The 20,735-nt window shown below is 74.8% G+C and carries 20 protein-coding genes; 11 read left to right on the top strand and 9 right to left on the bottom strand.

Annotated features, from left to right (window positions below; genetic code table 11):
• Window positions 1-222: 222 nt before the first annotated feature.
• From BJP25_RS16740 to BJP25_RS16720, 5 genes are all read left to right on the top strand, one after another.
• Window positions 223-414, top strand: coding sequence for a hypothetical protein (locus tag BJP25_RS16740; protein ID WP_075975816.1), 192 nt, complete (start codon window positions 223-225; stop codon window positions 412-414).
• A gap of 177 nt (window positions 415-591) precedes the next feature.
• Complete coding sequence (locus BJP25_RS16735) at window positions 592-1,752, top strand: carboxylate-amine ligase (RefSeq protein ID WP_084794083.1); 1,161 nt, start codon at window positions 592-594, stop codon at window positions 1,750-1,752.
• Between the two features lie 227 nt (window positions 1,753-1,979).
• Entirely contained in the window at window positions 1,980-3,539 is a 1,560-nt protein-coding gene (locus tag BJP25_RS16730; protein WP_084794082.1) for a CYTH and CHAD domain-containing protein, read from the top strand.
• 115 nt (window positions 3,540-3,654) lie between these two features.
• Window positions 3,655-4,242 (top strand): hypothetical protein, encoded by a 588-nt coding sequence (locus tag BJP25_RS16725; RefSeq protein WP_075975815.1) that lies wholly within the window; start codon window positions 3,655-3,657, stop codon window positions 4,240-4,242.
• 14 nt (window positions 4,243-4,256) lie between these two features.
• Window positions 4,257-5,522, top strand: coding sequence for a sodium:proton exchanger (locus BJP25_RS16720; protein ID WP_233158111.1), 1,266 nt, complete (start codon window positions 4,257-4,259; stop codon window positions 5,520-5,522).
• Here the strand turns inward: BJP25_RS16720 and BJP25_RS33475 are convergent.
• Window positions 5,498-5,914 (bottom strand): STAS domain-containing protein, encoded by a 417-nt coding sequence (locus tag BJP25_RS33475; protein ID WP_143219125.1) that lies wholly within the window; start codon window positions 5,912-5,914, stop codon window positions 5,498-5,500. The two genes, BJP25_RS16720 and BJP25_RS33475, sit on opposite strands and share 25 nt — an antisense overlap.
• Before the next feature lie 234 nt (window positions 5,915-6,148).
• On the opposite strand from BJP25_RS33475, the gene BJP25_RS16710 reads away from it, so the two are divergent.
• Window positions 6,149-7,519 (top strand): DUF2867 domain-containing protein, encoded by a 1,371-nt coding sequence (locus tag BJP25_RS16710; RefSeq protein ID WP_075975813.1) that lies wholly within the window; start codon window positions 6,149-6,151, stop codon window positions 7,517-7,519.
• A 14-nt stretch (window positions 7,520-7,533) separates the two neighbouring features.
• The gene (gene malQ / locus BJP25_RS16705) at window positions 7,534-9,435 is read left to right on the top strand and encodes a 4-alpha-glucanotransferase (RefSeq protein WP_075975812.1); all 1,902 of its coding nucleotides are present in this window, start codon (window positions 7,534-7,536) and stop codon (window positions 9,433-9,435) included.
• A gap of 213 nt (window positions 9,436-9,648) precedes the next feature.
• On the opposite strand, the gene BJP25_RS16700 is transcribed toward malQ, so the two are convergent.
• Window positions 9,649-10,251: a DUF7711 family protein gene (locus BJP25_RS16700; RefSeq protein ID WP_143219123.1), complete on the bottom strand. Its 603-nt coding sequence runs from the start codon at window positions 10,249-10,251 to the stop codon at window positions 9,649-9,651.
• A gap of 215 nt (window positions 10,252-10,466) precedes the next feature.
• On the opposite strand from BJP25_RS16700, the gene BJP25_RS16695 reads away from it, so the two are divergent.
• Both BJP25_RS16695 and BJP25_RS16690 read left to right on the top strand, forming a co-directional pair.
• Window positions 10,467-10,805 (top strand): STAS domain-containing protein, encoded by a 339-nt coding sequence (locus BJP25_RS16695; RefSeq protein ID WP_233158110.1) that lies wholly within the window; start codon window positions 10,467-10,469, stop codon window positions 10,803-10,805.
• The gene (locus BJP25_RS16690) at window positions 10,802-12,727 is read left to right on the top strand and encodes an ATP-binding SpoIIE family protein phosphatase (protein WP_084794080.1); all 1,926 of its coding nucleotides are present in this window, start codon (window positions 10,802-10,804) and stop codon (window positions 12,725-12,727) included. Before BJP25_RS16695 ends, BJP25_RS16690 begins: the two co-directional genes overlap by 4 nt.
• A gap of 42 nt (window positions 12,728-12,769) precedes the next feature.
• Here the strand turns inward: BJP25_RS16690 and BJP25_RS16685 are convergent, their stop codons facing one another.
• Window positions 12,770-13,432, bottom strand: coding sequence for an alpha/beta hydrolase family protein (locus tag BJP25_RS16685; protein WP_075975809.1), 663 nt, complete (start codon window positions 13,430-13,432; stop codon window positions 12,770-12,772).
• Window position 13,433: 1 nt separating this feature from the next.
• The gene (hisG, locus tag BJP25_RS16680) at window positions 13,434-14,291 is read right to left on the bottom strand and encodes an ATP phosphoribosyltransferase (protein WP_075975808.1); all 858 of its coding nucleotides are present in this window, start codon (window positions 14,289-14,291) and stop codon (window positions 13,434-13,436) included.
• Window positions 14,292-14,737: 446 nt separating this feature from the next.
• Here hisG and BJP25_RS16675 point away from each other — a divergent pair, with 446 nt between their 5' ends.
• Window positions 14,738-15,079 carry an STAS domain-containing protein gene (locus tag BJP25_RS16675; protein WP_158075668.1) on the top strand — a complete coding sequence of 114 codons (342 nt, stop codon included), beginning with the start codon at window positions 14,738-14,740 and terminating at the stop codon, window positions 15,077-15,079.
• Window positions 15,080-15,121: 42 nt separating this feature from the next.
• Here the strand turns inward: BJP25_RS16675 and BJP25_RS16670 are convergent, their stop codons facing one another.
• On the bottom strand, window positions 15,122-16,111 hold the full coding sequence (locus BJP25_RS16670) for a Ppx/GppA phosphatase family protein (RefSeq protein ID WP_075975915.1): 990 nt from the start codon (window positions 16,109-16,111) through the stop codon (window positions 15,122-15,124).
• Window positions 16,112-16,182: 71 nt separating this feature from the next.
• Window positions 16,183-16,620 (bottom strand): DUF6292 family protein, encoded by a 438-nt coding sequence (locus BJP25_RS16665; RefSeq protein ID WP_075975806.1) that lies wholly within the window; start codon window positions 16,618-16,620, stop codon window positions 16,183-16,185.
• A gap of 392 nt (window positions 16,621-17,012) precedes the next feature.
• Here BJP25_RS16665 and BJP25_RS16660 point away from each other — a divergent pair, with 392 nt between their 5' ends.
• Complete coding sequence (locus tag BJP25_RS16660) at window positions 17,013-17,399, top strand: ATP-binding protein (protein ID WP_158075667.1); 387 nt, start codon at window positions 17,013-17,015, stop codon at window positions 17,397-17,399.
• Window positions 17,400-17,458: 59 nt separating this feature from the next.
• On the opposite strand, the gene zwf is transcribed toward BJP25_RS16660, so the two are convergent.
• From zwf to BJP25_RS16645, 3 genes are all read right to left on the bottom strand, one after another.
• Window positions 17,459-18,865: a glucose-6-phosphate dehydrogenase gene (gene zwf / locus BJP25_RS16655; protein WP_075975805.1), complete on the bottom strand. Its 1,407-nt coding sequence runs from the start codon at window positions 18,863-18,865 to the stop codon at window positions 17,459-17,461.
• A 115-nt stretch (window positions 18,866-18,980) separates the two neighbouring features.
• On the bottom strand, window positions 18,981-20,186 hold the full coding sequence (locus BJP25_RS16650) for a L,D-transpeptidase (RefSeq protein ID WP_075975804.1): 1,206 nt from the start codon (window positions 20,184-20,186) through the stop codon (window positions 18,981-18,983).
• Window positions 20,187-20,341: 155 nt separating this feature from the next.
• Window positions 20,342-20,707, bottom strand: coding sequence for a winged helix-turn-helix transcriptional regulator (locus BJP25_RS16645; protein WP_233158109.1), 366 nt, complete (start codon window positions 20,705-20,707; stop codon window positions 20,342-20,344).
• Between the last annotated feature and the right edge of the window lie 28 nt (window positions 20,708-20,735).

Genomic DNA, 20,735 nt, shown 5'->3' with positions numbered 1-20,735 from the left:
CGCCGTCAGGGCTATGGGCGAACGCGTCACTCAGGGCAAGTTGGTGTTGTGGACGCCCGGGCGGCGTGTTCACGGGACCAATGGGGCAGTTCGCAGGGCGATAGGGTTGTCGGACGTCGCGGTTGATGGGCGCCGGTCGCAAGTTCGGACTCGGCGCCGGGCTCTGAGGATGCGTGGGAGTGGGAGCCGGTGCCGTCTTGAGCAGGAGGATGGACATGTGGCATGTCGGACGATGACAAGGTCGGCAACCGGCGAGCCTTCTTGCTGATCTTCATCATCTCTGCGGGCTGCTCTTTCGTTTCACTGGTTTGGTATGCACCGTTCGTGTATGCGATCGTGGGTTCCATCGCGGGCGGACTCTTGCTTGTCCTGTCGATGTTGGTCATAGGCGCCTTTTCTCGTAACAAGAGGTGAGGCGAGAATCGAGTTCGTCGACATCGAAGACCAGGCGCCTGTGGGGCGGGTGCGTGGTGGTGGCGCTGTTGGGTGGAACGCGGTGCACCGTACAGACGAACCGAGCCTGCTAAACGCCAGATTTGTCACTGTGAGTCATAGCGAGCCGGGTGTACGGCTCTTCACTAGACTCCCGACATGGTCGACTGTAGTGATGAGCAGGACGAAACCATCACGAAGCGTGACGCTCGGGGTGGGGGCACTTCCCTCACCGTCGGGGTCGAGGAGGAGTTCTTCCTCGTCGACGCGGCGGGGAGGCTGGTGGACCAGGGGCCGGAGACCGCGGAGCGCGGGGCGCAGGCGGTGGAGGGGGAGCCGGACCTCAAGCCGGAGCTGCTCAGGGCCATGGTGGAGTCGGCGACGGGGATCTGCGGGAGTGCGCAGCAGGTCGTCGAGGAGTTGACGGAGCTGCGGGGGGCGTTGGCGGGGGCGGCGCGCGAGCAGGGGGCGCTGCTGGTGGCGACGGGGACGCTGCCGCACCAGCAGCCGGGGTTCGCGCCGGTGGGGCCCGGGGCGCGGTACCGGCGGATCACCTCGCACGTGGGGGAGTTCCTGTTCGCGGGGATGACCTGCGGGTGCCACGTGCACGTGGGGGTGGAGGACACCGCCGCGGCGCTGCGGGCGGCGAACCACCTGCGGTTGTGGCTGCCCGCGCTGATCACGCTATGCGCCAACTCGCCGTTTTACGACGGGCGCGACACCGGGTACGCCAGCACGCGGCACCTGCTGTGGGAGCGGTGGCCGTCCGCGGGGCCGCCGCCGTACCTGGACTCGGTGGACCAGTACGAGGAGCTGGTGGCCGACCTGCTCGCGACCGGGGCGATCCTCGACCGCAAGATGGTGTACTTCGACGTGCGGCCCTCCGACGCGCACTCGACGGTGGAGACGCGGATCAGCGACGTCGCCCCCACCCCGCGCGAGGCGGCGCTGCTGGCGGTGCTGGTGCGCACGATCGTGGCCGAGGCCCTCGACGGCGACCGCGAGTTCCCCCGGGTGCCGACGCAGGTGGTGCGGGCGGCGCAGTGGCGGGCGGCCAAGGACGGGTGGGGCGCGGACGTGCCGGACCCGTGGGGCGGTGGGCACCGCCCGGCCCCGGCGGTCTTCGCCGACCTGGTGGCCCGGCACGCGCCCGCGCTGCGCCGCAGCGATGAGCTGGAGTTCGTCCAGTCCACGCTGTCCTGGCTGGACGAGCACGGCGACGGCGCCACCCGGCAGCGGGCCGCCGGGCTCGACGGCGTGGTGGCGATGCTCGCGGCGCAGACCGCGGACCCCAGCTCCTTGAACTCGCTCCCGCGGTAGCGGCGGGCCCGTCCCGCCGGACCCCGGACCGGGCGTCGCGCTCCCGCGCGGCGCCCGGTCTCCCTTGCCCCAGAACAGGAACAGCGAGTGCGGGGGGAGGACCAGCCCGCGGCTCGTCGCCCGCGCGTCCCGGTCGGGGTGGGCGTCGCGTTCCCGCGCGTTGTCGGGTTCGGTGTCATAGTTGGGGGACGGGTCGGGGGACAGGACGTCTGACGGGAGGTGGTCCGGTGGGCGTGAAGTCGAGCCGGGAGAACGGGTCCACGAAGGCCGGTGGCGGCAAGGCTGCCGGCGGGCTGAGCACGGTCCGCGAGGTCGAGCGCAAGTTCGAGGCCGGGGCGGACTACCACCTGCCGGAGCTGGTCGGGGTGGCGGGAGCGGCGGCCGCCGCGGGTCCCCGGCGCAGCGACCTCGACGCCACCTACTTCGACACCGCGGACCTGCGGCTCGCCGCCGCGGGGATCACCCTGCGCAGGCGCACCGGGGGCGAGGACGCGGGGTGGCACGCCAAGCTGCCGGTGGCCCCCGGGGTGCGCGACGAGGTGCGCAGGCCGCTGGGCGAGGAGCGCAAGACCGTGCCCGCCGAGCTGGCCGGGCTGGTGCGCTCCTACACCCTCGACGCGCCGCTGGTCGAGGTCGCGCGCATCGTCACCCGCCGCGACGAGTGGACGCTCACCGCCGCCGACGGGGCCACCATCGCCCTCATCGCCGACGACCACGTCACCGCCGTCCCCGCCTCCGGCAAGCCCGCCACCTGGCGCGAGCTGGAGGTGGAGGCCGAGGACCTGTCCGCGGTGGACGCCGTGGGCGCGGCGCTGGGCGCCCAACCGTCGTCGTCGGCGTCGAAGCTGGCCCGCACGCTGGGCAAGAAGGCCCGCAAGACCTCCCGCCCGGCGCTGCCCGCGCACCCCACTGCGGGGGAGGTGGCGCTGGACTACCTCGGGCGCCACGTCGACCAGCTGCGCGCCCACGACACCGGTGTGCGGCTCGACGTGGCCGACTCGGTGCACCAGTTCCGCGTCACCTGCCGGTCGCTGCGCAGCGCGCTGCGCGCCTTCCGGTCGCTGTTCGAGGCGGACCGGGTCGCCCGGCTGCGCGAGGAGCTGCGCTGGCTGGGCCAGGGGATGTCCCCCGCCCGCGACGCCGAGGTGCTGTCCGAGCACCTGCGCGGCGAGGTCGCCGCGCTGCCCGTGGAGGTGGTGATGGGCGGGGTCGCCGCCCGGTTCACCGCCGAGTTCGCCAGGGTGGAGGCCGACGCGCGCGGTGCCGCGCTGTCCACCCTGGACAGCGCGCGCTACCGGGACTTCCTCGACGACGCGCTGGGGTTCCTGGCCGCGCCGCCCACCACCGGCAAGGCGGGGCGGCCCGCGGCGCAGGAGCTGCGCAAGGCCGTCCGCAAGGCCGCCGACCGGCTCGCCGCCTCCGTGGCCGCCGCCGACGCCACCACCGACCCGGCCGAGCGCGACCTCGCGCTGCACCAAGCCCGCAAGGACGCCAAGAAGGCCCGCTACACCGCCGAGGCCGTGGAACCGGTGTTCGGCAAGCAGCTCAAGGACTGGCGCAAGGCGGGCAAGGGCGTGCAGACCGCGCTCGGGGTGCACCAGGACGCGGTGGTGGCCCGCACGGCGCTGCGCGAGCTGGGGCCGCGCGTGCACGGCGAGGGCGCGAGCGCGTTCACCTACGGGGTGCTGTGGGCGCGCGAGGACGCCCGCGCGCACGCCGCCGAGGCCGACTTCGCCCAGGCGTGGGAGCGGCTCCGGCGGGTCGAGCGACCGAAGTGGTTGCGCTGAGCGGACCCACCTGCACCGGACGGGTGGGGCCGCGGTCGTCGGGTGAGCGCGGTTTTACCGGTTGTCACCAGGGGTAGGTCTGGGGAAGACCGGATGCGCTCGGGAAGGGGCAATCGTGGACGACGGCGCGTACATCTCGTTCTTGGTCCTGGGGATCGCGCTCGTGCTGGTGGACGGGCAGATCATCTACCGCAGCGGGTTGCGGTACCTGGGTGATTCCTACGGCGACGACCAGGCCTCCGCGGGCTCGATGGCGCGGCTGGTGTCGGTGCTGTTCCACTTCGCGGTGCTCGGCCTGCTCGCGCTCATCTCGATCATCGACGTGGGCGGCGACGGCCTCAGCGCCGTGCAGGCCGTGGTGCTCAAGCTGGGCATCGTGCTGGTGGTGCTGGCGATCGCGCACGGGGTGACCATCAAGGTGCTCAACCGGATGCGCGACCGCATCGACGCCGAGAACCTGACCAAGAAGCGCTACGCCGACGTGGGCACCGCCACCCCGCCCGCCGGTCAGCAGGTCGCCGCGCAGGACCAGGTCGTCGCGCCGAACCCGGACGTGCCGGTGCGGCACGAGCCGGTGGTCACCAACGACCCCACCACCCCCGCGCGGTTCAAGGCCGTGCAGCCCGGTGACCCGGAGATCCCGGTGCCGGTGCAGGAGAAGCGCGGTGCCGTCGAGCGCCCGATGATGCCGGAGAAGCGCTGAACACCCGGGCGGCGGTGCCGCTGGGCATCGCCGTCGCGCTGACGCTCCCGGGCGCGGTCCTGGGGGCGCTCGGCGCGCACACCGCCGCACCGCTGGACGCGCTCCTGTTCGGGATCGCCGTCATCGGTGCGGCGTTCGTGCTGTCCTGGGTGGCCGAGGCGATCCAGGTGGACATCTCGCCGGGGCTGGCGATCACCCTGCTGGCGCTGATCGCCGTGCTGCCCGAGTACGCCGTGGACTTCGTCTTCACCGCCGAGGGTGGGGCCGCCTTCGCCGAGCACGGGCCCGCCTGCCTGCCCCCGGACGCCGCCCCCGGCACCCAGTCGCCCTGCGGCCTGGCGCTGGCGAACATGACCGGCGCCAACCGGATCCTCGTCGGCGTGGGCTGGGCGGCGGTCGTGCTGATCGCGGCGTGGCGGCTGCGCGGCAAGCCCGCGGAGCGCCGCCAGGTCCGCCTGGAGCGCACCGACTCGGTGCCGCTGGCCTTCCTCGCGCTGGCCACCCTGTACTCGCTGACCCTGCCGCTGCGGCACACGATCTCGCTCATCGACGCGGTCGTGCTGGTGGCGATCTTCATCGCCTACGCCGTGCGCGTGGCCAGGGCACCCGCGGGCGACCCCGACCTCGACGGGGTGTCCAAGCTTCTGGGGGAGAAGCCCAAGGTCGCCCGCCGGGTGTGGTGCCTGGCGCTGTTCGCCTTCGCGGGCGCGGTGATCCTGCTGGTGGCGGAGAACTTCGCGCACGCGCTGGTGGAGACCGGCACGCAGCTGGGGGTGAGCCAGTTCCTGCTGGTGCAGTGGGTGGCCCCGCTGGCCTCGGAGGCCCCGGAGCTGATCGTGGCGGGCCTGTACGCGTGGCGGCTCAAGACCACCGACGCGCTGGCGGCGCTGGTGTCGTCCAAGGTCAACCAGTGGACGCTGCTGGTGGGCACGCTGCCGGTGGTGTTCGCCTTCGCCGCGGGTGACCTGGTGGGGCTGCCCATCGACGCCCCGCAGCGCGAGGAGCTGCTGCTCACCGCCGCGCAGTCGCTGTTCGCGGTGTCGCTGCTGCTGCGGCTGACCATCACCGTGCGCGCGGCGCTGTGCCTGCTCGGGCTGTTCGTGGGCCAGTTCGTGCTGGCGGGCGTGCTGCCGGAGTCGGTGAAGGGGATCGAGCTGGTGGCGCTGTCCGGGGTCTACCTGGTGCTGGCGGTGGTCAACATCGTCCGGCACCGCAAGGACGCGGTGCGCCTGGCGGTCGACGGCTACCGCACGCCCTACCGGGAGTTGGCCGACGCGTAGCGGGCCAGTGCCGCGTCCGCGTCCGGGTGCACGCAGAAGCGCTCGCGCAACCCCGTGACCTGGAGCGGGCGCAGTACGGCCCGCTGGTCGGCGACCAGGTGCAGCTCGACGGCGGCGGCCTCGGCGGCCTCCAGGGTGCGCACCAGCGCGGTGAGCCCGGAGGCGGCCAGGAAGCGCACCCCGGTCAGGTCGAGCACCACGGCCAGCACGTCCGGGGTGGCCACGGCCTCGGCCAGGTGCACGGTCAGCTGCCCCGCCGAGGACAGGTCGACCTCGCCGCTGACGGCCACCAGCACCGCCCAGCGGCCCGCGGGACCGATGGTGACGGTGACCGGCTCGCTGGCCGACCCGCGTGGACCGGGGAGGGCGACGTGGCGTGCGGGTGCTGCCATGGTCGCCTCGGTTCCTGGGGGTCAGCGGGCTCCGGCAGCATAGGGCACGTTTGCCGCAAGGCAACGAACCGCCCCGGCGATTCCCCCGTTGGGCCGCCCCCGCGCGGGGCCGCCCGGTGGTGCCGGTCGCGCCCACCCGCCGCATCCCGTGCGCCGATCGCCTTGCCCCGATTGGTGTTCGGCGTCTCCCGCGCGCGCCCAGCGCTGCCGGCCGACCGCTGCGATAGTGGGTGGGTGAGCACCTGTCTGGTCATCGGCGCGGGGGGTTATGTGGGGCGGCCGCTCGTGGCCGCGCTGCGCTCCGCGGGGCACGAGGTGCGGGCGATGGCCCGCTCGCTGGACCCGGACCAGCTCCCCGGCGGTGTCGTCGGGGTGCGCGGGGACGCCGGGGACGCCGAGGTCCTGGACGCGGCGCTGGCGGGGGTCGACGTCGCCTACCACCTCGTGCACTCCATGGACGGCGACGGCTTCGTGGCCGCCGACGACGCGATCGCCCGGCAGGTCGCCGCCGCGGCGGCCCGCGCGGGCGTGCGGCAGCTGGTGTACCTGGGCGGGCCGCGCCCGACCGACGACCGCGTCTCCGACCACCTCGCCTCGCGCGCCGGGGTGGGCGACGTCTTCCTCGACGCCCCGGTGCCCGCGCTGGTGCTCCAGGCCTCGATGATCATCGGCGCCGGGTCGGCCAGCCTGGACCTGCTGGCCCAGGCCGCGCAGTTCGCCCCGGTGGTGCTCAGCCCGCCGTGGATGGCCAACCGCAGCAGGCCGATCGCGCTGGCCGACGTGCTGCACCACCTCGTCGCCGCCGCCTCCGCCGAGCCGCGGGACCTGGTGGTGGAGCTGGCGGGCCCGCAGGTGCTCAGCTACCTGGAGCTGGTGCAGCGCTACGCCCGCGTCGCCGGGCTGCGGCGCAGGCTGCCGGTCCCGGTGCCCGACCTGCCCACCCGGCCCGCCGCCATCGCCGCGGCGGCGCTCGGCTCGCAGCCCGAACCTCTGGTGCGCGCGCTGATGGAGTCGCTGCACCACGACCTCGTGCCCGACCCCGCCGACGTGGCCCCGCCGCCGCCCGGCGGTGCGACCAGCGTCGACCAGGCGCTGCGGGAGGCGCTGGGCCTGCCCGCCCCGCAGCCGCCGCCCGCCACCGCCCCCGGCATGCGCACCGACCGCAAGGTCCACGGCGTGCGCGCGCCCCGGCAGGCGCTGTGGGAGGTCATCACCGGCATCGGCGGGGACGCGGGCTGGCACGGCATCCCCGGCGCGTGGACCCTGCGCGGCGCGCTCGACCACCTCCTCGGCGGCCCCGGCCTGCACCGCGGCCGCCCGGCCGAGCTGGCCACCGGGGACGCGGTGGACTTCTGGACCGTGGTCTCCCGCGACGACGCCGAGCGCTCGCTGCTGCTGCGCGCGGACATGCGCCTGCCCGGCACGGCGTGGCTGGAGCTGCGCGCCCGCGCCGACGGCGACCGCGCGGTGCTGGAGCAGGTGGTGACCTGGGTGCCCGACGGCCTCGCGGGCGCGCTCTACTGGACCGCCCAGCGCCCGGCGCACGACGTGGTGTTCGGCATGATGGCCCGGGGCATCGCGCGGGCCGCCGCCCGCCGACCGTGACGGAGGGGTCCACTGTGGACGAGAGGTTGGCCGCGCTGGCGTCCGCGCGCGGCGTGGCCGTGGCGTACGAGAACGGCGACCGCGAGCAGGTGCGCGTCGCCGACGACGTGGTGATCGCCGTGCTGGCGGAGCTGGGCGTGGACGCCGCCACGCCGGAGGCGGTCGAGGCCGCGCTGGCCGAGCCGCCCGCCACCGCCGTGCCCACCGTCGTGCGCCAGGGCGCGCGGGTGGCCGTGGGCGAGGGGGAGGTGCTGCTGGAGGGCGGCGGCACCGTGGCCGTCGCGGGCGAGCTGCCCGCGGACCTGCCGCTGGGCTGGCACGTGCTGCGCGTCGGCGGCCGGGAGACCCCGCTGGCCGTGGCACCCGCCGCGCTGCCGCCCGCGCCGCGCACCTACGGCTGGATGGCGCAGCTGTACTCCCTGCACAGCCCCGGGTCCTGGGGCATCGGGGACTACGCCGACCTGCGCGAGTTCGTCTCGCTGGCCGCCGCGGACGACGCGGGCGCGGTGCTGGTGAGCCCGGTCGCCGCGCCCAGCCTGGTGCACCCGGTGCAGCGCTCGCCGTACTCGCCGTCCTCGCGCCGCTTCCTCAACCCCCTGCACCTGTCGATCACCGCCACCGCGGCCTTCCGCGACGCCCCCGAGGACGTGCGGGCCGCGGTGCTGGAGCTGCGCCCGGACGCCACCGAGCTGGTCGACCACGACGCGGTGTGGCGGGCCAAGTCCGCCGCGCTGGAGCTGCTGCGCCCGGTCGAGGGCGCCGACCAGGACGCCGTCGAGCCCGGCCTGCTGCGCTTCGCCACGTACTGCGCGCTGGCCGAGGCGCACGGCGCGGACTGGCGGCTGTGGCCCGAGGCGCTGCGCTCGCCCGACTCCGCGGAGGTGGCCGCCGAGCGCGCGCGGCTGGCCGACCGGGTCGGCTTCCACGCCTGGTTGCAGCGGCTCTGCGCCGAGCAGCTGGCCGAGGTGCACGCCGCCGCCGCGGGCATGGCCGTCGGCGTGGTGCACGACCTGCCGGTGGGGGTGTCCCCGTCCGGCGCGGACGGCTGGGCCCTGCAGGGCGTGCTGGCCTCCGACGTCACCGTCGGCGCCCCGCCGGACGCGTTCAGCCCGCTCGGCCAGGACTGGGCGCTGCCGCCGTTCCGGCCCGACCGGCTCGCCGCGGCGGGCTACCTGCCGTTCCGGGACATGATCCGCTCGGTGCTCGCCCACGGCGACGGCATCCGGGTCGACCACGTGGCGGGCCTGTGGCGGCTGTGGTGGATCCCGCCGGGCCGCGGCGCCGCCGAGGGCACCTACGTGCACTACGACGCCGAGGCCATGCTCGGCGTGCTGCTGCTGGAGGCCCACCGCGCCGGGGCGGTGGTGATCGGGGAGGACCTGGGCACCGTGCCCGAGGTCGTCACCGACACCCTGCGCGAGCGCGGGGTGCTCAGCTGCTCGGTGGCCTACTTCGAGCGCGACGACGACGGCGACCCGCGCCCGCCCGCCCAGTGGCCCGCCCAGGCCGCGGCCAGCATCTCCACCCACGACCTGCCCACCGCCCTGGGCTTCCTCACCGGCTCGCACGTGCGCGTGCGCGCGGAACTGGGGCTGCTCTCGGACCCCGAGGGCGAGGCGGTGCGCGCGCGGCGCGAGCGCGACGAGGTGGTCGGGCTGCTGGAGTCGGAGGGCCTGGTGGCGCCGGGTGCCCCGGCCGAGGACGTCGTGGACGCCCTGCACGCGCTGCTGGCCCGCACGCCCTGCGCGCTGGCCTTCGCCGCCCCCACCGACCTCGTCGGGGAGCAGCGGCAGCCGAACCTGCCCGGCACGATCGACCAGTACCCGAACTGGCGCATCCCGCTGCCGGTGGCGGTGCGCGAGGTGTTCACCCACCCGGCCGTGCGGCGGGCGGTGGAGGTGCTCAGGAAGCGCTGAGGGCGCGGCGGGTGGCCCGGCCCCGGTGGGGCCACCCGCGGTGGCTCACCTGGCGACCGGGGAGGCCGCCTCGACCTTCGCGTCCTGCTGCTCCGGGACGGGGGTGAGCCCCTTCTCCTGGATCAGCTCGGTGTAGATCGGGTTCGGGTCGATCTCCAGCACGGCGTGCCTCCTGTCGTCGTGACACGCCCGGGTAACCCGAACGGGGCAGTTCTACACCTGATCAGACCAAGATCTTTCCGCCTGGGCCGACACGAGGTCGAGGTAGCCCTCGGCGGCGCGCCACAGCGCGTCGGCCACCGGCTCCAGCTTCCCGGGCTTGTAGCGGCGCTCCCGGTACTCGTCGGTGCTGGCCGACAGGGCCCGGTGGCTGATCCCCAGCTCCTCGGCGACCCGCTGCGCCACGTCCCCCCGCTCCGCCGGGCGCACCCGCTCGCCCTCGCCGTCGCGCAGCGCGGCCAGCGCCCCCTCGTCGACGCCCCCGGCCCGCGTCCACACCGGCACCGGGCGGTCGAGGACGTGGTTCCACACCGGCGCGTGCGCCGAGCGCCAGCGGACGGTCAGCGGCAGCTGCGGCAGCCGCACCGCCTGCCCCCAGTGCGCCGCCCCCTTCGGCTCGGTCAGCCACGGCACCTCGGGGACGTCCACCTCCAGGGCCACCAGCGCGGTCTCCACGTCGCGCGGCGGGCCGAGCAGCTCGCCCGCCACCCACAGGCCCACCACCCGCAGCGGGAAGATCGCCGCGGGCCGGGTGTCCATGTCGGCGCAGGCCCCGGCCAGGTCCGCCACGTGCTGCACAGCGCGGTTCCACTTCACCGCCCCATCTCACCGCACCGCGGCGCGCGGGCCCGGCCGGGGCCCGCCGGGGTGGCCCGGGCAGGCGCTCCGGGCCGCCGTGGGCGAAGATCTTCCCGGAGGACACCCGCCGGGCGCGATCCGGTGACACGCGCGGGCGGCCCGCGCCGACCCACCTCGGCGGCGAGGCCGCCACGGTGGGGGCGGTCCGCGGCAGCCGGGGCAGGATGGGGACCATGGACGACGAGGAGCGCGGGCGCGCGCAGGGCTCGGTGGAGCTGGTGGCGGGCGACCCCGCCGTGATCCGGGTCAGCGGCGCGCTGGACCTGGTGCTGGCGCCGGAGCTGGAGCGGCTGGTCGCCAGGACCCCGGGCGAGCGGCTGGTGGTGGACCTCACCGACGTCGACTTCCTGGCCTCGGCGGGGATGTCCGCGCTGGTCCGGGCGCACCGCGAGCGGCAGGCGCTGCGGGTGGTGGCCACCGGCCGGGTGGTGCTGCGCCCGCTGGAGATCACCCGCCTGGTCGACGAGCTGGACGTCTACCCCACGGTCGCCGAGGCCGTGGCGGGCCGGTGACCACGCGCGTGCCGGGCTTCGACGACCTGCTCGACGCCGTGCGCGCGGGCTTCACCGCCCCCGACGGGCGTCCGGTGCCGGTGCGCGCCCACGAGGTCGACCCGCGGCGGGTGCTGCCCGCCGAGCCGGTCGGCCCGCTGGTGGCCGAACCGCCCGCGGACCTGCTGGCCGAGCTGGGCGAGCCGACGACCGGCGCGCTGGTCGTCGCCGACGGCGACCGCGCGGTGCTGCTCTGGACGGCCGACCCGGTCGGCGGCGGGCACCGGGCGCTCGGCGCCGCCGTGGCCGCCGCCACCGCGGGCTCGGCCCAGGCGGTGCGGGCGGTGCGCGCCGAGGCCGCCGTCCTCGACGCCCTGCACTCGGTGGGCAAGCGGCTGACCGCCCAGCTCGACATCGACACCCTGGTCCAGGACGCCACCGACGCGGCGACCACCTCCACCGGCGCGGCCTTCGGCGCGTTCTTCTACAACCTGATCAACGACTACGGCGAGTCGTACACCCTCTACACCCTCTCCGGCGTCCCCCGCGAGGTGTTCTCCCGCTTCCCCATGCCGCGCAACACCGAGGTGTTCGCGCCGACCTTCCGCGGCGACGGCACGGTGCGCAGCGACGACATCACCGTCGACCCCCGCTTCGGCCGCAACGAGCCCTACTCCGGCATGCCCGAGGGCCACCTGCCGGTGTGCAGCTACCTGGCCGTCCCGGTGGTCAGCCCGACCACGGGCGAGGTGCTGGGCGGGTTCTTCTTCGGCCACCCCGAGCCCGGCCGGTTCACCGCCCGGCACGCCTACGTCGCGGAGGGCATCGCGGGCTACTCCGCGATCGCGCTGGACAACGCCCGCCTCTACGACCGGCAGGCGAACCTGGCCCGCGAGCTGTCCCGGGCCCTGCTGCCGGACACCCCCGCGGTCGCGGGCGTCGACGTGGTCACCCGGTACCTGCCCGCCGCGACCGGGCAGAAGATCGGCGGCGACTGGTACGACGTGCTGCGCCTGCCCTCGGGCGCCACCGCCTTCGTCATCGGCGACGTGGTGGGCCACGGCATCACCGCCGCGGCGGTGATGGCCCAGGTCCGCGCCGCGATCCGCTCCTACGCGCTGCTGGAGATGCCGCCGTCGCAGCTGCTGGCCACCGTCTCCCGCCTGGTCGACCCGTCCTTCGTGACCTGCTTCTACGCCGTGCACGACCCGGACACCGACACCCTCACCTACGCCAACGCCGGGCACCTGCCCGCGGTCCTGCTGCCCCCGGACGGGCCGCCGCGCCCGTTCGGGGAGGCGATGGCGCAGCCGCTGGGGGTGGGCCGGACGTTCCCCTCGGCCAGCACCACCTTCCCGCGCGGCACCAGCCTGGTGCTGTTCACCGACGGGCTGCTGGAGAGCCGCACCCGCGACCTGACCGTCAGCATGGATTGGCTGCTCGCGGCGCTGCCCGCGCTGCGCGGCCCGGCCGACCCGCACACCGCCTGCGACGAGCTGATCCGCACCCTCACCGGCGGCACGCACGACGACGACATCGCCCTCATCCTCGCCCGCCGCACCGGCCTGCCCCGCCACCACCGCCGGGCACCCGCGACCGCGGTGGAGCTGGTGGCGCTGCGCGACGGCATCGCGGCCTGGGCGCGCGAGCAGGGCGCCACCGAGGCGCTGACCGAGGACATCGTGCTCGCGGTGTACGAGGCGATGGCGAACTCGGTGGAGCACGGGTACCGGGACAAGCCCGGCGAGCTCGACGTGGTGGCCGAGAACGACGACGACGTCCTCACCGTCACCGTCACCGACTGGGGCACCTGGAAGCAGCCCGACCCCTCCGACACCACCCGGGGCCGGGGCCTGCCGCTGATCACCATGCTCTCCGGCTCCAGCAAGACCACCCGCCGCCCGGACGGCACCACCGTGGCGATGCGCTGGCCCCTGCGCTGAGACCGGGCCAGCCCAGCCCGGTTCAGAGCAGCCCAGCCCGGTTCAGAGCAGCGCGGCCAGCTCGGCCAGCGCCACCCGCCACGCCGCCGACGCCGGGTCGACCACCGCGAAGTGGTCGCCGGGCACCACCACGAGCCTGCCGCCGCCCAGCGCGGCGAACCGCTCGGCCTGCTCCAGCGGCACCCGCTGGTCGGCGTCGCCGTGCAGGCAGGTGACCGGCACCCCCACCGGGACCAGCTCCACCGGCGACGCCGCCGCGTACACCTCCGGCACCTGCTCGGGCGACCCGCCCAGGAACGGCTCCGCCGCGCCCTCGCCCAGGCCCTGCTCGGCGGTGGCGCGCAGGTCGAGCACGCCGGACAGCGACAGCACCCCGCGCACGCCGCCCCGCTTGGCCAGGCAGATGCCCAGCTGGGCGCCCGCGGAGTGCCCGACGACCACCACCGGGTCGCCGCCCACGGCGTCGCGGGCGGCCACCACGTCCTCCAGCGTCCGCGGCCAGCCGCCGCCGTCGCCCACCCTGCGGTACTCCACGTTGGCCACCCGCAGCCCGGCGTCGACCAGCGACGGCACCAGCGGCCGCATCAGCTCCAGGCCGTGCCGGGCGCGCCAGTAGCCGCCGTGCAGCAGCAGCACCGTGGCCCGCGCCGCGCCCACCGGCTCGTCCAGCTCGACGACCTGGCTGCGGTGCGGGCCGTAGCGCACGTCAGATCCGGCTGGACTCGAGCGCGGTCACCAGGATCGCCCTGGCGCCGACCTCCCACAGCTCGTCCATCACGAACGGGGCCCGGTCGCGCGGCACCATCGAGCGGATCGCCACCCAGCCCGCGCGGGCCAGCGGGGAGATCGTCGGCGCCTCGATGCCCGGGGTCAGCGCGCACGCCGCCTCCTGGGCCTCGACCGGGCAGTCGAAGTCGACCAGCACGTACTGGCGCGCGATCAGCACGCCCTTGAGCCTGCGGCACAGCCGCTCGAAGGCCGCCCGGGACTCCGCGTCGAGGTCGGGGCGCTCGACGAGCACCGCCTCGGAGGTCAGGATCGGGTCCCCGAACACCTCCAGCCCGGAGTTGCGCAGGCTGGTGCCGGTCTCCACCACATCGGCCACCGCGTCGGCGATGCCGAGCCGGACGCTGGTCTCCACCGCGCCGTCGAGCTTGACCAGCCGCACCGTCACCCCGTGCTCGGCCAGGTACTTCTGCACCAGGGTCGGGTAGCTGGTGGCGACCCGCTTGCCCTCCAGGTCGCGCACCCCGGTCAGGGTGCCCGGGCGGGCGGCGAAGCGGAAGGTCGACCCGGAGTAGCCCAGCGCCATGACCTCCAGGGCGCCCGCGTCGGCGTCGATGAGCAGGTCGCGGCCGGTGAAGCCTGCGTCGAGGGTGCCGGAGCCGACGTAGACGGCGATGTCGCGCGGGCGCAGGAAGTAGAACTGCACGTCGTTGCGGGAGTCGTCGATCATCAGCTCGCGGTTGGAGCGATGGACCCGGTAACCCGCGTCGGAGAGCAGCTGTTCCGAGGGGACGCTGAGCGACCCCTTGTTGGGCACGGCGATCCGTAGCGTGGTCACCCGCCCACCATAGGGCACCCGCCGCGCCCGGTTCCCCCGTGGCCGGTGAACAGCCGGTGAGGCATCGGTGCTGGTCAGCGTCCTGCGTCACACCCGGCGGCAACGCCGCTGGTGACCGCCCGGCCCCGGCCGGGGCGCCCCCCGGGGCGGGGGAGCGGCACCGGGTCCGGGCCGGGTCGGGCGCGCCAGGGCGTGGGGGCGCGACCGACCCTGAACCGGCACCCCCTCGGTGGGGGCCGGCGCCCGGAGCCTCGGCTCCGCTCGGCGATGAACCGAGGATGCCGCGCCCGGCGGGCAGGCGCTCATCCCAACCGCCCATAGCCGCCGCTTATGGGCGCCGCCCGGATCACCGGCACGCGGAGGTTTCAACCGGGGTAGCCGGGGGTAACCGGCGCCAGGCTCGGCGCGCGGGCGCCGGGCGAACGATGCTGGGAGAGGACGGACGAGTGGCGAGCCCCTTGCTGACCGTGCACCGCGAGCAGATCGGTCCGACCGTCGTCGTGCACGCCGTCGGCGACGTCGACCTGGCCACCGTCGGGCAGTTGTCCGAGGCGCTGTCCGAGGCGACCCTCGCCCCGGGGGTGGAGGGGGTCGTGGCGAACCTGAGCGGGGTCGGCTTCCTCGGCTCGGCCGGGCTGTCGGCGCTGGTGGTGGCCCGCAACGAGGCGCAGAAGGCGGCGCTGCCGTTCACCGTGGTGGCCGAGGGCGCCGCCCGCCGGGCGCTCGCGCTGACGATGCTCGACTCCACCCTCACCGTCGCCGACCGCCTCGAAGACGTGGTCGGGTAGGCGCCGGGAACGGGCTGACGCCGCGCCTGTGGTGAGCGCGCCCTACGCGCGCTCCCAGGACGAGCCCATGGGGCGGACCGTGCGCAGCGCCAGCGGGTCGGTGGGGGAGAGGGTGTGCTGCAATTGGTGCAGCATGATGCCCTCGCGGAGCGCCCACGGGCAGATGTCCACCTCGCGCACGTCCAGCGCCACCATCAGCTCGCGCGCCACCGCGGCCCCGGCCACGACCTGGCCGGCGCGCGACGGGGACACCCCGCGCAGCGCCGCCCGCTGCGCCCTGGTGCGCTTGGCCAGCTCCGGGATCCAGTGGTCGAGCGCCTCGACGGTGAGCGAGCGGCGGGCGAGCGGGCCCGCGCTCTGCGGGGCCGCCCCCGCCAGCCTGGCCAGCTGCTTGAACGTCTTCGACGTGGCGACCGCCCGGTCGAAGGCGCCCTCCCAGCGCAGCCGCTCCACCGCCTCGCGCAGCCCGGTGCGCACGTGCTTGCCGAGCTTGCGCAGCTGCTTGCCGGTGGGCGGGTCGGAGTGCAGGAAGCGCCGGGTCATCCGGCCCGCCCCCAGCGGCAGCGACATCGCCAGCTCCGGCTCGGCGTCGCGGCCGAGCACCACCTCCAGCGTGCCGCCGCCGATGTCGAGCAGCAGCAGGCGCCCGGCCGACCAGCCGTACCAGCGGTGCGCGGCGTGGTAGGTCAGGCGCGCCTCGTCCTCGCCGGTGAGGAACTGCGGGCGCAGGCCGGTCGCCTCGCGCACCGCGGCGACCACCTCGTCGCGGTTGGCCGCGTCGCGCACCGCGGAGGTGGCGAAGACGAACAGCTCCCCGACGTCCAGCGAGCGCGCCCGGCCGACCACCGAGGCCATCGCCCGCACCACCCGGCGGATGCCCTCGGCCGAGAGGGCGCCGTCGGCGTCGATCTCCTCGGCCAGCACCGTGGGCCGCTTGAACGCGTAGGACGCCAGCGGCGCCGAGCCGGGGTGGGCGTCCACCACGAGAAGTTGCGCGGCGTTGGACCCGACGTCGATGACACCCAACCTCATGCCGCCGTTGTACCCGCTCGCGCCGCCGCCAGTCGTCAGCGGCGGCAGCGGGCGCGGCACCCGCGGTGGCCTCAGCGGTCGGAGTGGGTGGCGTAGGCGATCAACCGCTCCTCGAAGTCGTCGCCCTCACCCCGGTCGCGCATGGCGGGCGGGTAGGGCGAGCCGGGGTCGCCGCCCGCGAGCAGGTCCTTGAGGAACCAGGCCACCACCCGGGGCGTGGGCAGCGCGTCCACCCCCAGGTAGGACACCGGCAGCAGCTCCACGCCGTCGGCGGCGTCGAGCTGGGCCGACCAGCCGTGCTCCTCGTCCCAGCCGAGCACCAGCCCGCGCTCGGGGAACCAGGTCAGCCGCTGCGGCAGCGGCAGCACGGCGGAGGCCACCGACCCGACGTCGGTGATGCCCGCCCGGTGGTCGGCCCCGACCAGGTCGGCGACCAGCTGGAGGTAGCCGCGCAACCCGGCGGCGAGGTCGTCGTGCGAGGGGCGACGATCCCCGTGGGGCGAAGTCATGACTGGTGAATACCCCCGATCGTGGGCGATCACGCGGTGTGTCACCAACGATGTGCTAAGCGTTGCCCCCGGCCTGGTCAACGGCGCTCCGCGGGGTCGGGAACGCTCAGCGGCGGACAACGCCGGGCGCCGCGCTGCGCGCCGCGGGACAACGGAACACCCGGACGTGAAACGGTTTTCGCCGCGGCCGGTGTGACACCCGTCTGGCGCGGGGGTAGTAACAGTGCGGGTGCCGGTGGCCCGCGAGCGGCGCGGCGGGGCACCCGGGAGCGGCGGCCCGCCCGGGGGGACGGGCTCCGCGCAAGCCCGGAGGAGGAGGCATGCCGGAAGGCGCCGCCGGGGCAGGACACCCCGACCGACGACCTGGTCAGCAGATGAGGGGGGAACTGGCGATGACGGAGCTGGTGCTGGAGGAGAAGGCGCCCTCGGTGCCCGCCGCGGCCGCGCTGCGCAGGGAGCTGGCCGCCCGGCTCCCGGGCGCCGCGGCCGACCTGGACGTGCTGCACCTGGTGTGCGGGGAGTTCCTGGCCAACGCCAAGGAGCACGGCGGCGGGTTGCAGGGCATCCGCGTGGGGCGCACCGCCCGCCCCGGCACGCTGCGCGTCGAGGTCGACGACAGCAACCCCGCCGAGCCGGTGGTCAAGCCCAAGGACGTCGACGCCATCACCGGCCGCGGCATGTTCCTGGTGGACAACCTCGCCCTGGCCTGGGGGTGCACGCCGAACGGCACGGGCAAGACGGTGTGGGCGGTCGTGCCCTGCGGCGACGCCGCGGCCTGACGACGCGCGGAAGGGGGGTGGCGCCGGAGCCCGGCGCCACCCCCCTTCCGCGTGCGCGGTCATTCGGGCAGGCGCCAGCCCCGCTCCCCGGCCAGCTCGCGCACCGCGTCCGGGCCCCACGAACCGCGCGGGTAGGGCAGCACCTTCGGCGCGCCTTCGAGCACCGGGTCGCTCAGCTCCCACAACCGCTCCACCTCGTCGGCGGAGGTGAACAGCGTGCGATCGTCGTTGAGCACGTCGAGCAGCAGCCGCTCGTAGGCCTCCAGCGCCTGCTCGCCGGGGAAGGCCTCCGACACGTCCAGCGACAGCTGCGCGTGCCCCACCTCCAGCCGCGGCCCCGGGCGCTTCACCCGGAACTCCACCCGCACCCTGGCGTCGTCGGACAGGTCGAACACCAGCTCGTTCGGCGTGCCCTCGGCCGAGGGGAACAGCCGGGTCGGGGGCTCGTGCAGGCCCAGGGTGATGGTGCGCCGCGACTCGGCCATCGCCTTGCCGGTGCGCAGCAGGAACGGCACGCCCTGCCAGCGCCAGTTGTCCACCCACACCCGCACCGCGGCGAAGGTCTCCACCGTCGAGGCCGGGTCCACGCCGTCCTCGGCGCGGTAGCCGTCGTACTGGCCGAACACCACGTCGCGCGGGGCGATGTCGCGCACGGCGGCGAACACCTTGCGCTTCTCCTCGCGCAGCGCGTCGGCGGTCAGCGACGCGGGCGGCTCCAGGGCGAGGAACCCGAGCATCTGGAACAGGTGGGTGCACACCATGTCGCGGAAGGTGCCGGTGGACTCCATGAACGCCGCTCGGCCCTCGATGCCGATGACCTCGGGGACGTCGATCTGCACGTAGGCGATCCGGTCGCGGTTCCACAGCGGCTCGAACATGCCGTTGGCGAAGCGGAACGCGAGGATGTTCTGCACCGCCTCCTTGCCCAGGAAGTGATCGATGCGGAACAGCCGGTCCTCGTCGAACACCCCGTGCAGCGCGGCGTTGAGCGAGCGGGCCGAGGCCAGGTCGCTGCCGAACGGCTTCTCCAGCACCAGCCGGGCGCCCGCGGCCAGCCCGGTGCGGCCCAGCATGGACACCACCGGCTCCATCGTGGTCGGCGGCACCGACAGGTAGAGCACCGTCTCCGCGCCGGGCCCGAGCTGGGCCTGCGCGGCGCGGACGCGGGCGGCGAGCGCCCACCCGTCCTGCGCCGAGGACGCGGTGAAGGTGATCCGGGCGGCGAAGCGGGCCCAGGCGGCGTCGTCGAAGTCGTCGCCCGCGAACTTGCGGACCCACTCCTCCAGCAGCGCCCGGTAGGCCTCGTCCCCGCCGGGGGAGGTGCGGCCGGTGCCGATGACGCGGAACTCGCCGGGGACCAGGCCGCGCCGGTAGAGGCGGTAGAGGCCGGGGAACAGCTTGCGCTTGGCGAGGTCGCCCGTGCCACCGAACAGGACGAACAGGGTGGGGACGGCTGTTCGGGTCATCGCGCTTGCTCCTGTGCTCGTCGGGGTCACCGCGCCGTCCAGTGTGCGGTGACCCCGACCACAGGGGTGCCCTCGGCGGCCCCGGTCCAGGAGAAGACCTACCCCCGCCCCCGGGCTACTTGAGCGCGGACCCCGCCTGCCAGGCGTCCCAGGAGACCGCCCAGTCGCCGTAGGTGTCGTAGATGGGCAGCTGCGGACCACCGGAGTTGGCGACCTCGACGACGTCACCGAGGTTGAAGTGGTCGAAGAACCAGGAGGCGTTGGCGGCGTTGAGGTTGATGCAGCCGTGGCTGACGTTCGCGCTGCCCTGCGCGCCGACGCTGTTGGGGTTCTCGTGGACGAACTCGCCGTCGTTGGAGATGCGCAGCGCGAAGTTCTCGTCCGACCGGTAGGCCTTGGGGTCCGGCGGGCAGACCCCGTAGGTGCAGGAGTCCATCGTGTACTTCTGCTTCTTGTCGGAGATGACGTGCGCGCCCAGGTGGGTGGGGGTGGCGTCCTTGCCCATGCTGATCGGCATGGTCTTGACCAGCGAGCCGTTCTGGAAGACCTGCATCTGCTCGGTGTTGCCGTCGGCCTTGGCCACCCACGCGTCGTGCACCTTCAGCGTCAGGTCGCGGTCGGTCTGGCCGTAGACCCCGCCGCCGAGGTCGACGCCGTAGATGGCCGCGTGCAGGGCGATGGTGGTGCCCGCCTTCCAGTACTGCTGCGGGCGGTAGTGCACCTCGCGCTTGGACAGCCAGTACCAGCCGCCGGTCTGCGCGGGGGTCGAGGTGACCTTCAGCGCCTTCTCCGCGGCGGCCTTGTCGGTGACGTCCTGGTCGAACTTGACCACCAGCGGCTGGCCGACGCCGACGTCGGTGATGCTCGGGGCGGGGATGAACGACGGGTACGCCTGGGCCTTGGGGGACAGGGTGGTGACGGTGGCGGTGCGGTCGACCCGCTGCCCGTCGGTGTTCACGGCGGTGGCCTTGACCTGGTAGGACGCCGCGTAGCCGAGCACCTCCGCGGAGGTCCAGGTCTTCTTGTCCGCCGAGAGCTCGCCCTTGACCGCGCTGCCCTTCTTGGCGTTGGTGACCGTCACCGAGTCGAGCGTGCCCTCCTTCGCGGTCACCACGATGGGGGTGGTCGGGTTGGCCTGCTCGCCGTCACCGGGCGTCACGGCCACCTCGGCCGCGGCGGCGGCCGCCGAGGCCGAGGGGTTCGCCTGCTGGCCGCCCGCGGCCGCGGGGGCACCGCCGCCGTCGTCGGACGAGCAGCCAGCCAGCAGCAGGGCGCCCGCGAGCGCCACCCCGAGCACGCCGAACCTGTCCGGTTTGCGCATCTGATCCCCGCGATTCTCGAATGACCGGTGAAAGGCATTCGTTCGACCTGACGACAAAGCGTTCCCCTGGGCCATTCCGAGCACCGGTGGGGGACGCACCTCCCTTTATACGGCTCGCCGTCGCGGGCGTTCCCACCAGGGCGCGGTGTCGTCGATCACCGGGCGGGGAAGCGTTCCACGTTGGCCTCCACCCAGCGGCGCAGCGCGGCGAGCGGCACGCACGCGTCATACCCCAATTCGGTCAATTCGTATTCCACGTGCAGCGGCACGGCCGGGTAAACGGTGCGGGAGAGCAGTTCGGCGTCCTCCAGCCGCCGCAGCACGGCGGTGAGCACCTTGGGGCTGATCCCCTGCAACCGCGCTTTCAGCGCGCCGAAGCGCAGCGGGCCGGTCTCCAGCGCGCCGAGCACCAGCGCGCTCCACTTGTCGGCGAGCAGGTCGAGCAGGCCCCGGCACGGGCAGTCGGCGCGGTAGACGTCGCCCGGGGTGCACAGCGAGTGGCGGGGATGGGTGCTGACCACGACAGTTCCCTTCGGTAACTAACATCCG

Origin of the sequence: Actinokineospora bangkokensis (assembly GCF_001940455.1) — a bacterium.
GTDB lineage: Bacteria > Actinomycetota > Actinomycetes > Mycobacteriales > Pseudonocardiaceae > Actinokineospora > Actinokineospora bangkokensis.
This window is presented reverse-complemented; position numbering and strand designations above follow the sequence as displayed.

Bases quoted from the DNA above. Each gene is read 5' to 3' on its own strand.
- BJP25_RS16740 (WP_075975816.1), top strand. From the start codon at position 223: ATGTCGGACGATGACAAGGTCGGCAACCGGCGAGCCTTCTTGCTGATC.
- BJP25_RS16735 (WP_084794083.1), top strand. From the start codon at position 592: ATGGTCGACTGTAGTGATGAGCAGGACGAAACCATCACGAAGCGTGAC.
- BJP25_RS33475 (WP_143219125.1), bottom strand. From the start codon at position 5,914: ATGGCAGCACCCGCACGCCACGTCGCCCTCCCCGGTCCACGCGGGTCG.
- BJP25_RS16695 (WP_233158110.1), top strand. From the start codon at position 10,467: ATGGACGACGAGGAGCGCGGGCGCGCGCAGGGCTCGGTGGAGCTGGTG.
- BJP25_RS16670 (WP_075975915.1), bottom strand. From the start codon at position 16,111: ATGAGGTTGGGTGTCATCGACGTCGGGTCCAACGCCGCGCAACTTCTC.
- BJP25_RS16665 (WP_075975806.1), bottom strand. From the start codon at position 16,620: ATGACTTCGCCCCACGGGGATCGTCGCCCCTCGCACGACGACCTCGCC.
- BJP25_RS16660 (WP_158075667.1), top strand. From the start codon at position 17,013: ATGACGGAGCTGGTGCTGGAGGAGAAGGCGCCCTCGGTGCCCGCCGCG.
- zwf (WP_075975805.1), bottom strand. From the start codon at position 18,865: ATGACCCGAACAGCCGTCCCCACCCTGTTCGTCCTGTTCGGTGGCACG.
- BJP25_RS16650 (WP_075975804.1), bottom strand. From the start codon at position 20,186: ATGCGCAAACCGGACAGGTTCGGCGTGCTCGGGGTGGCGCTCGCGGGC.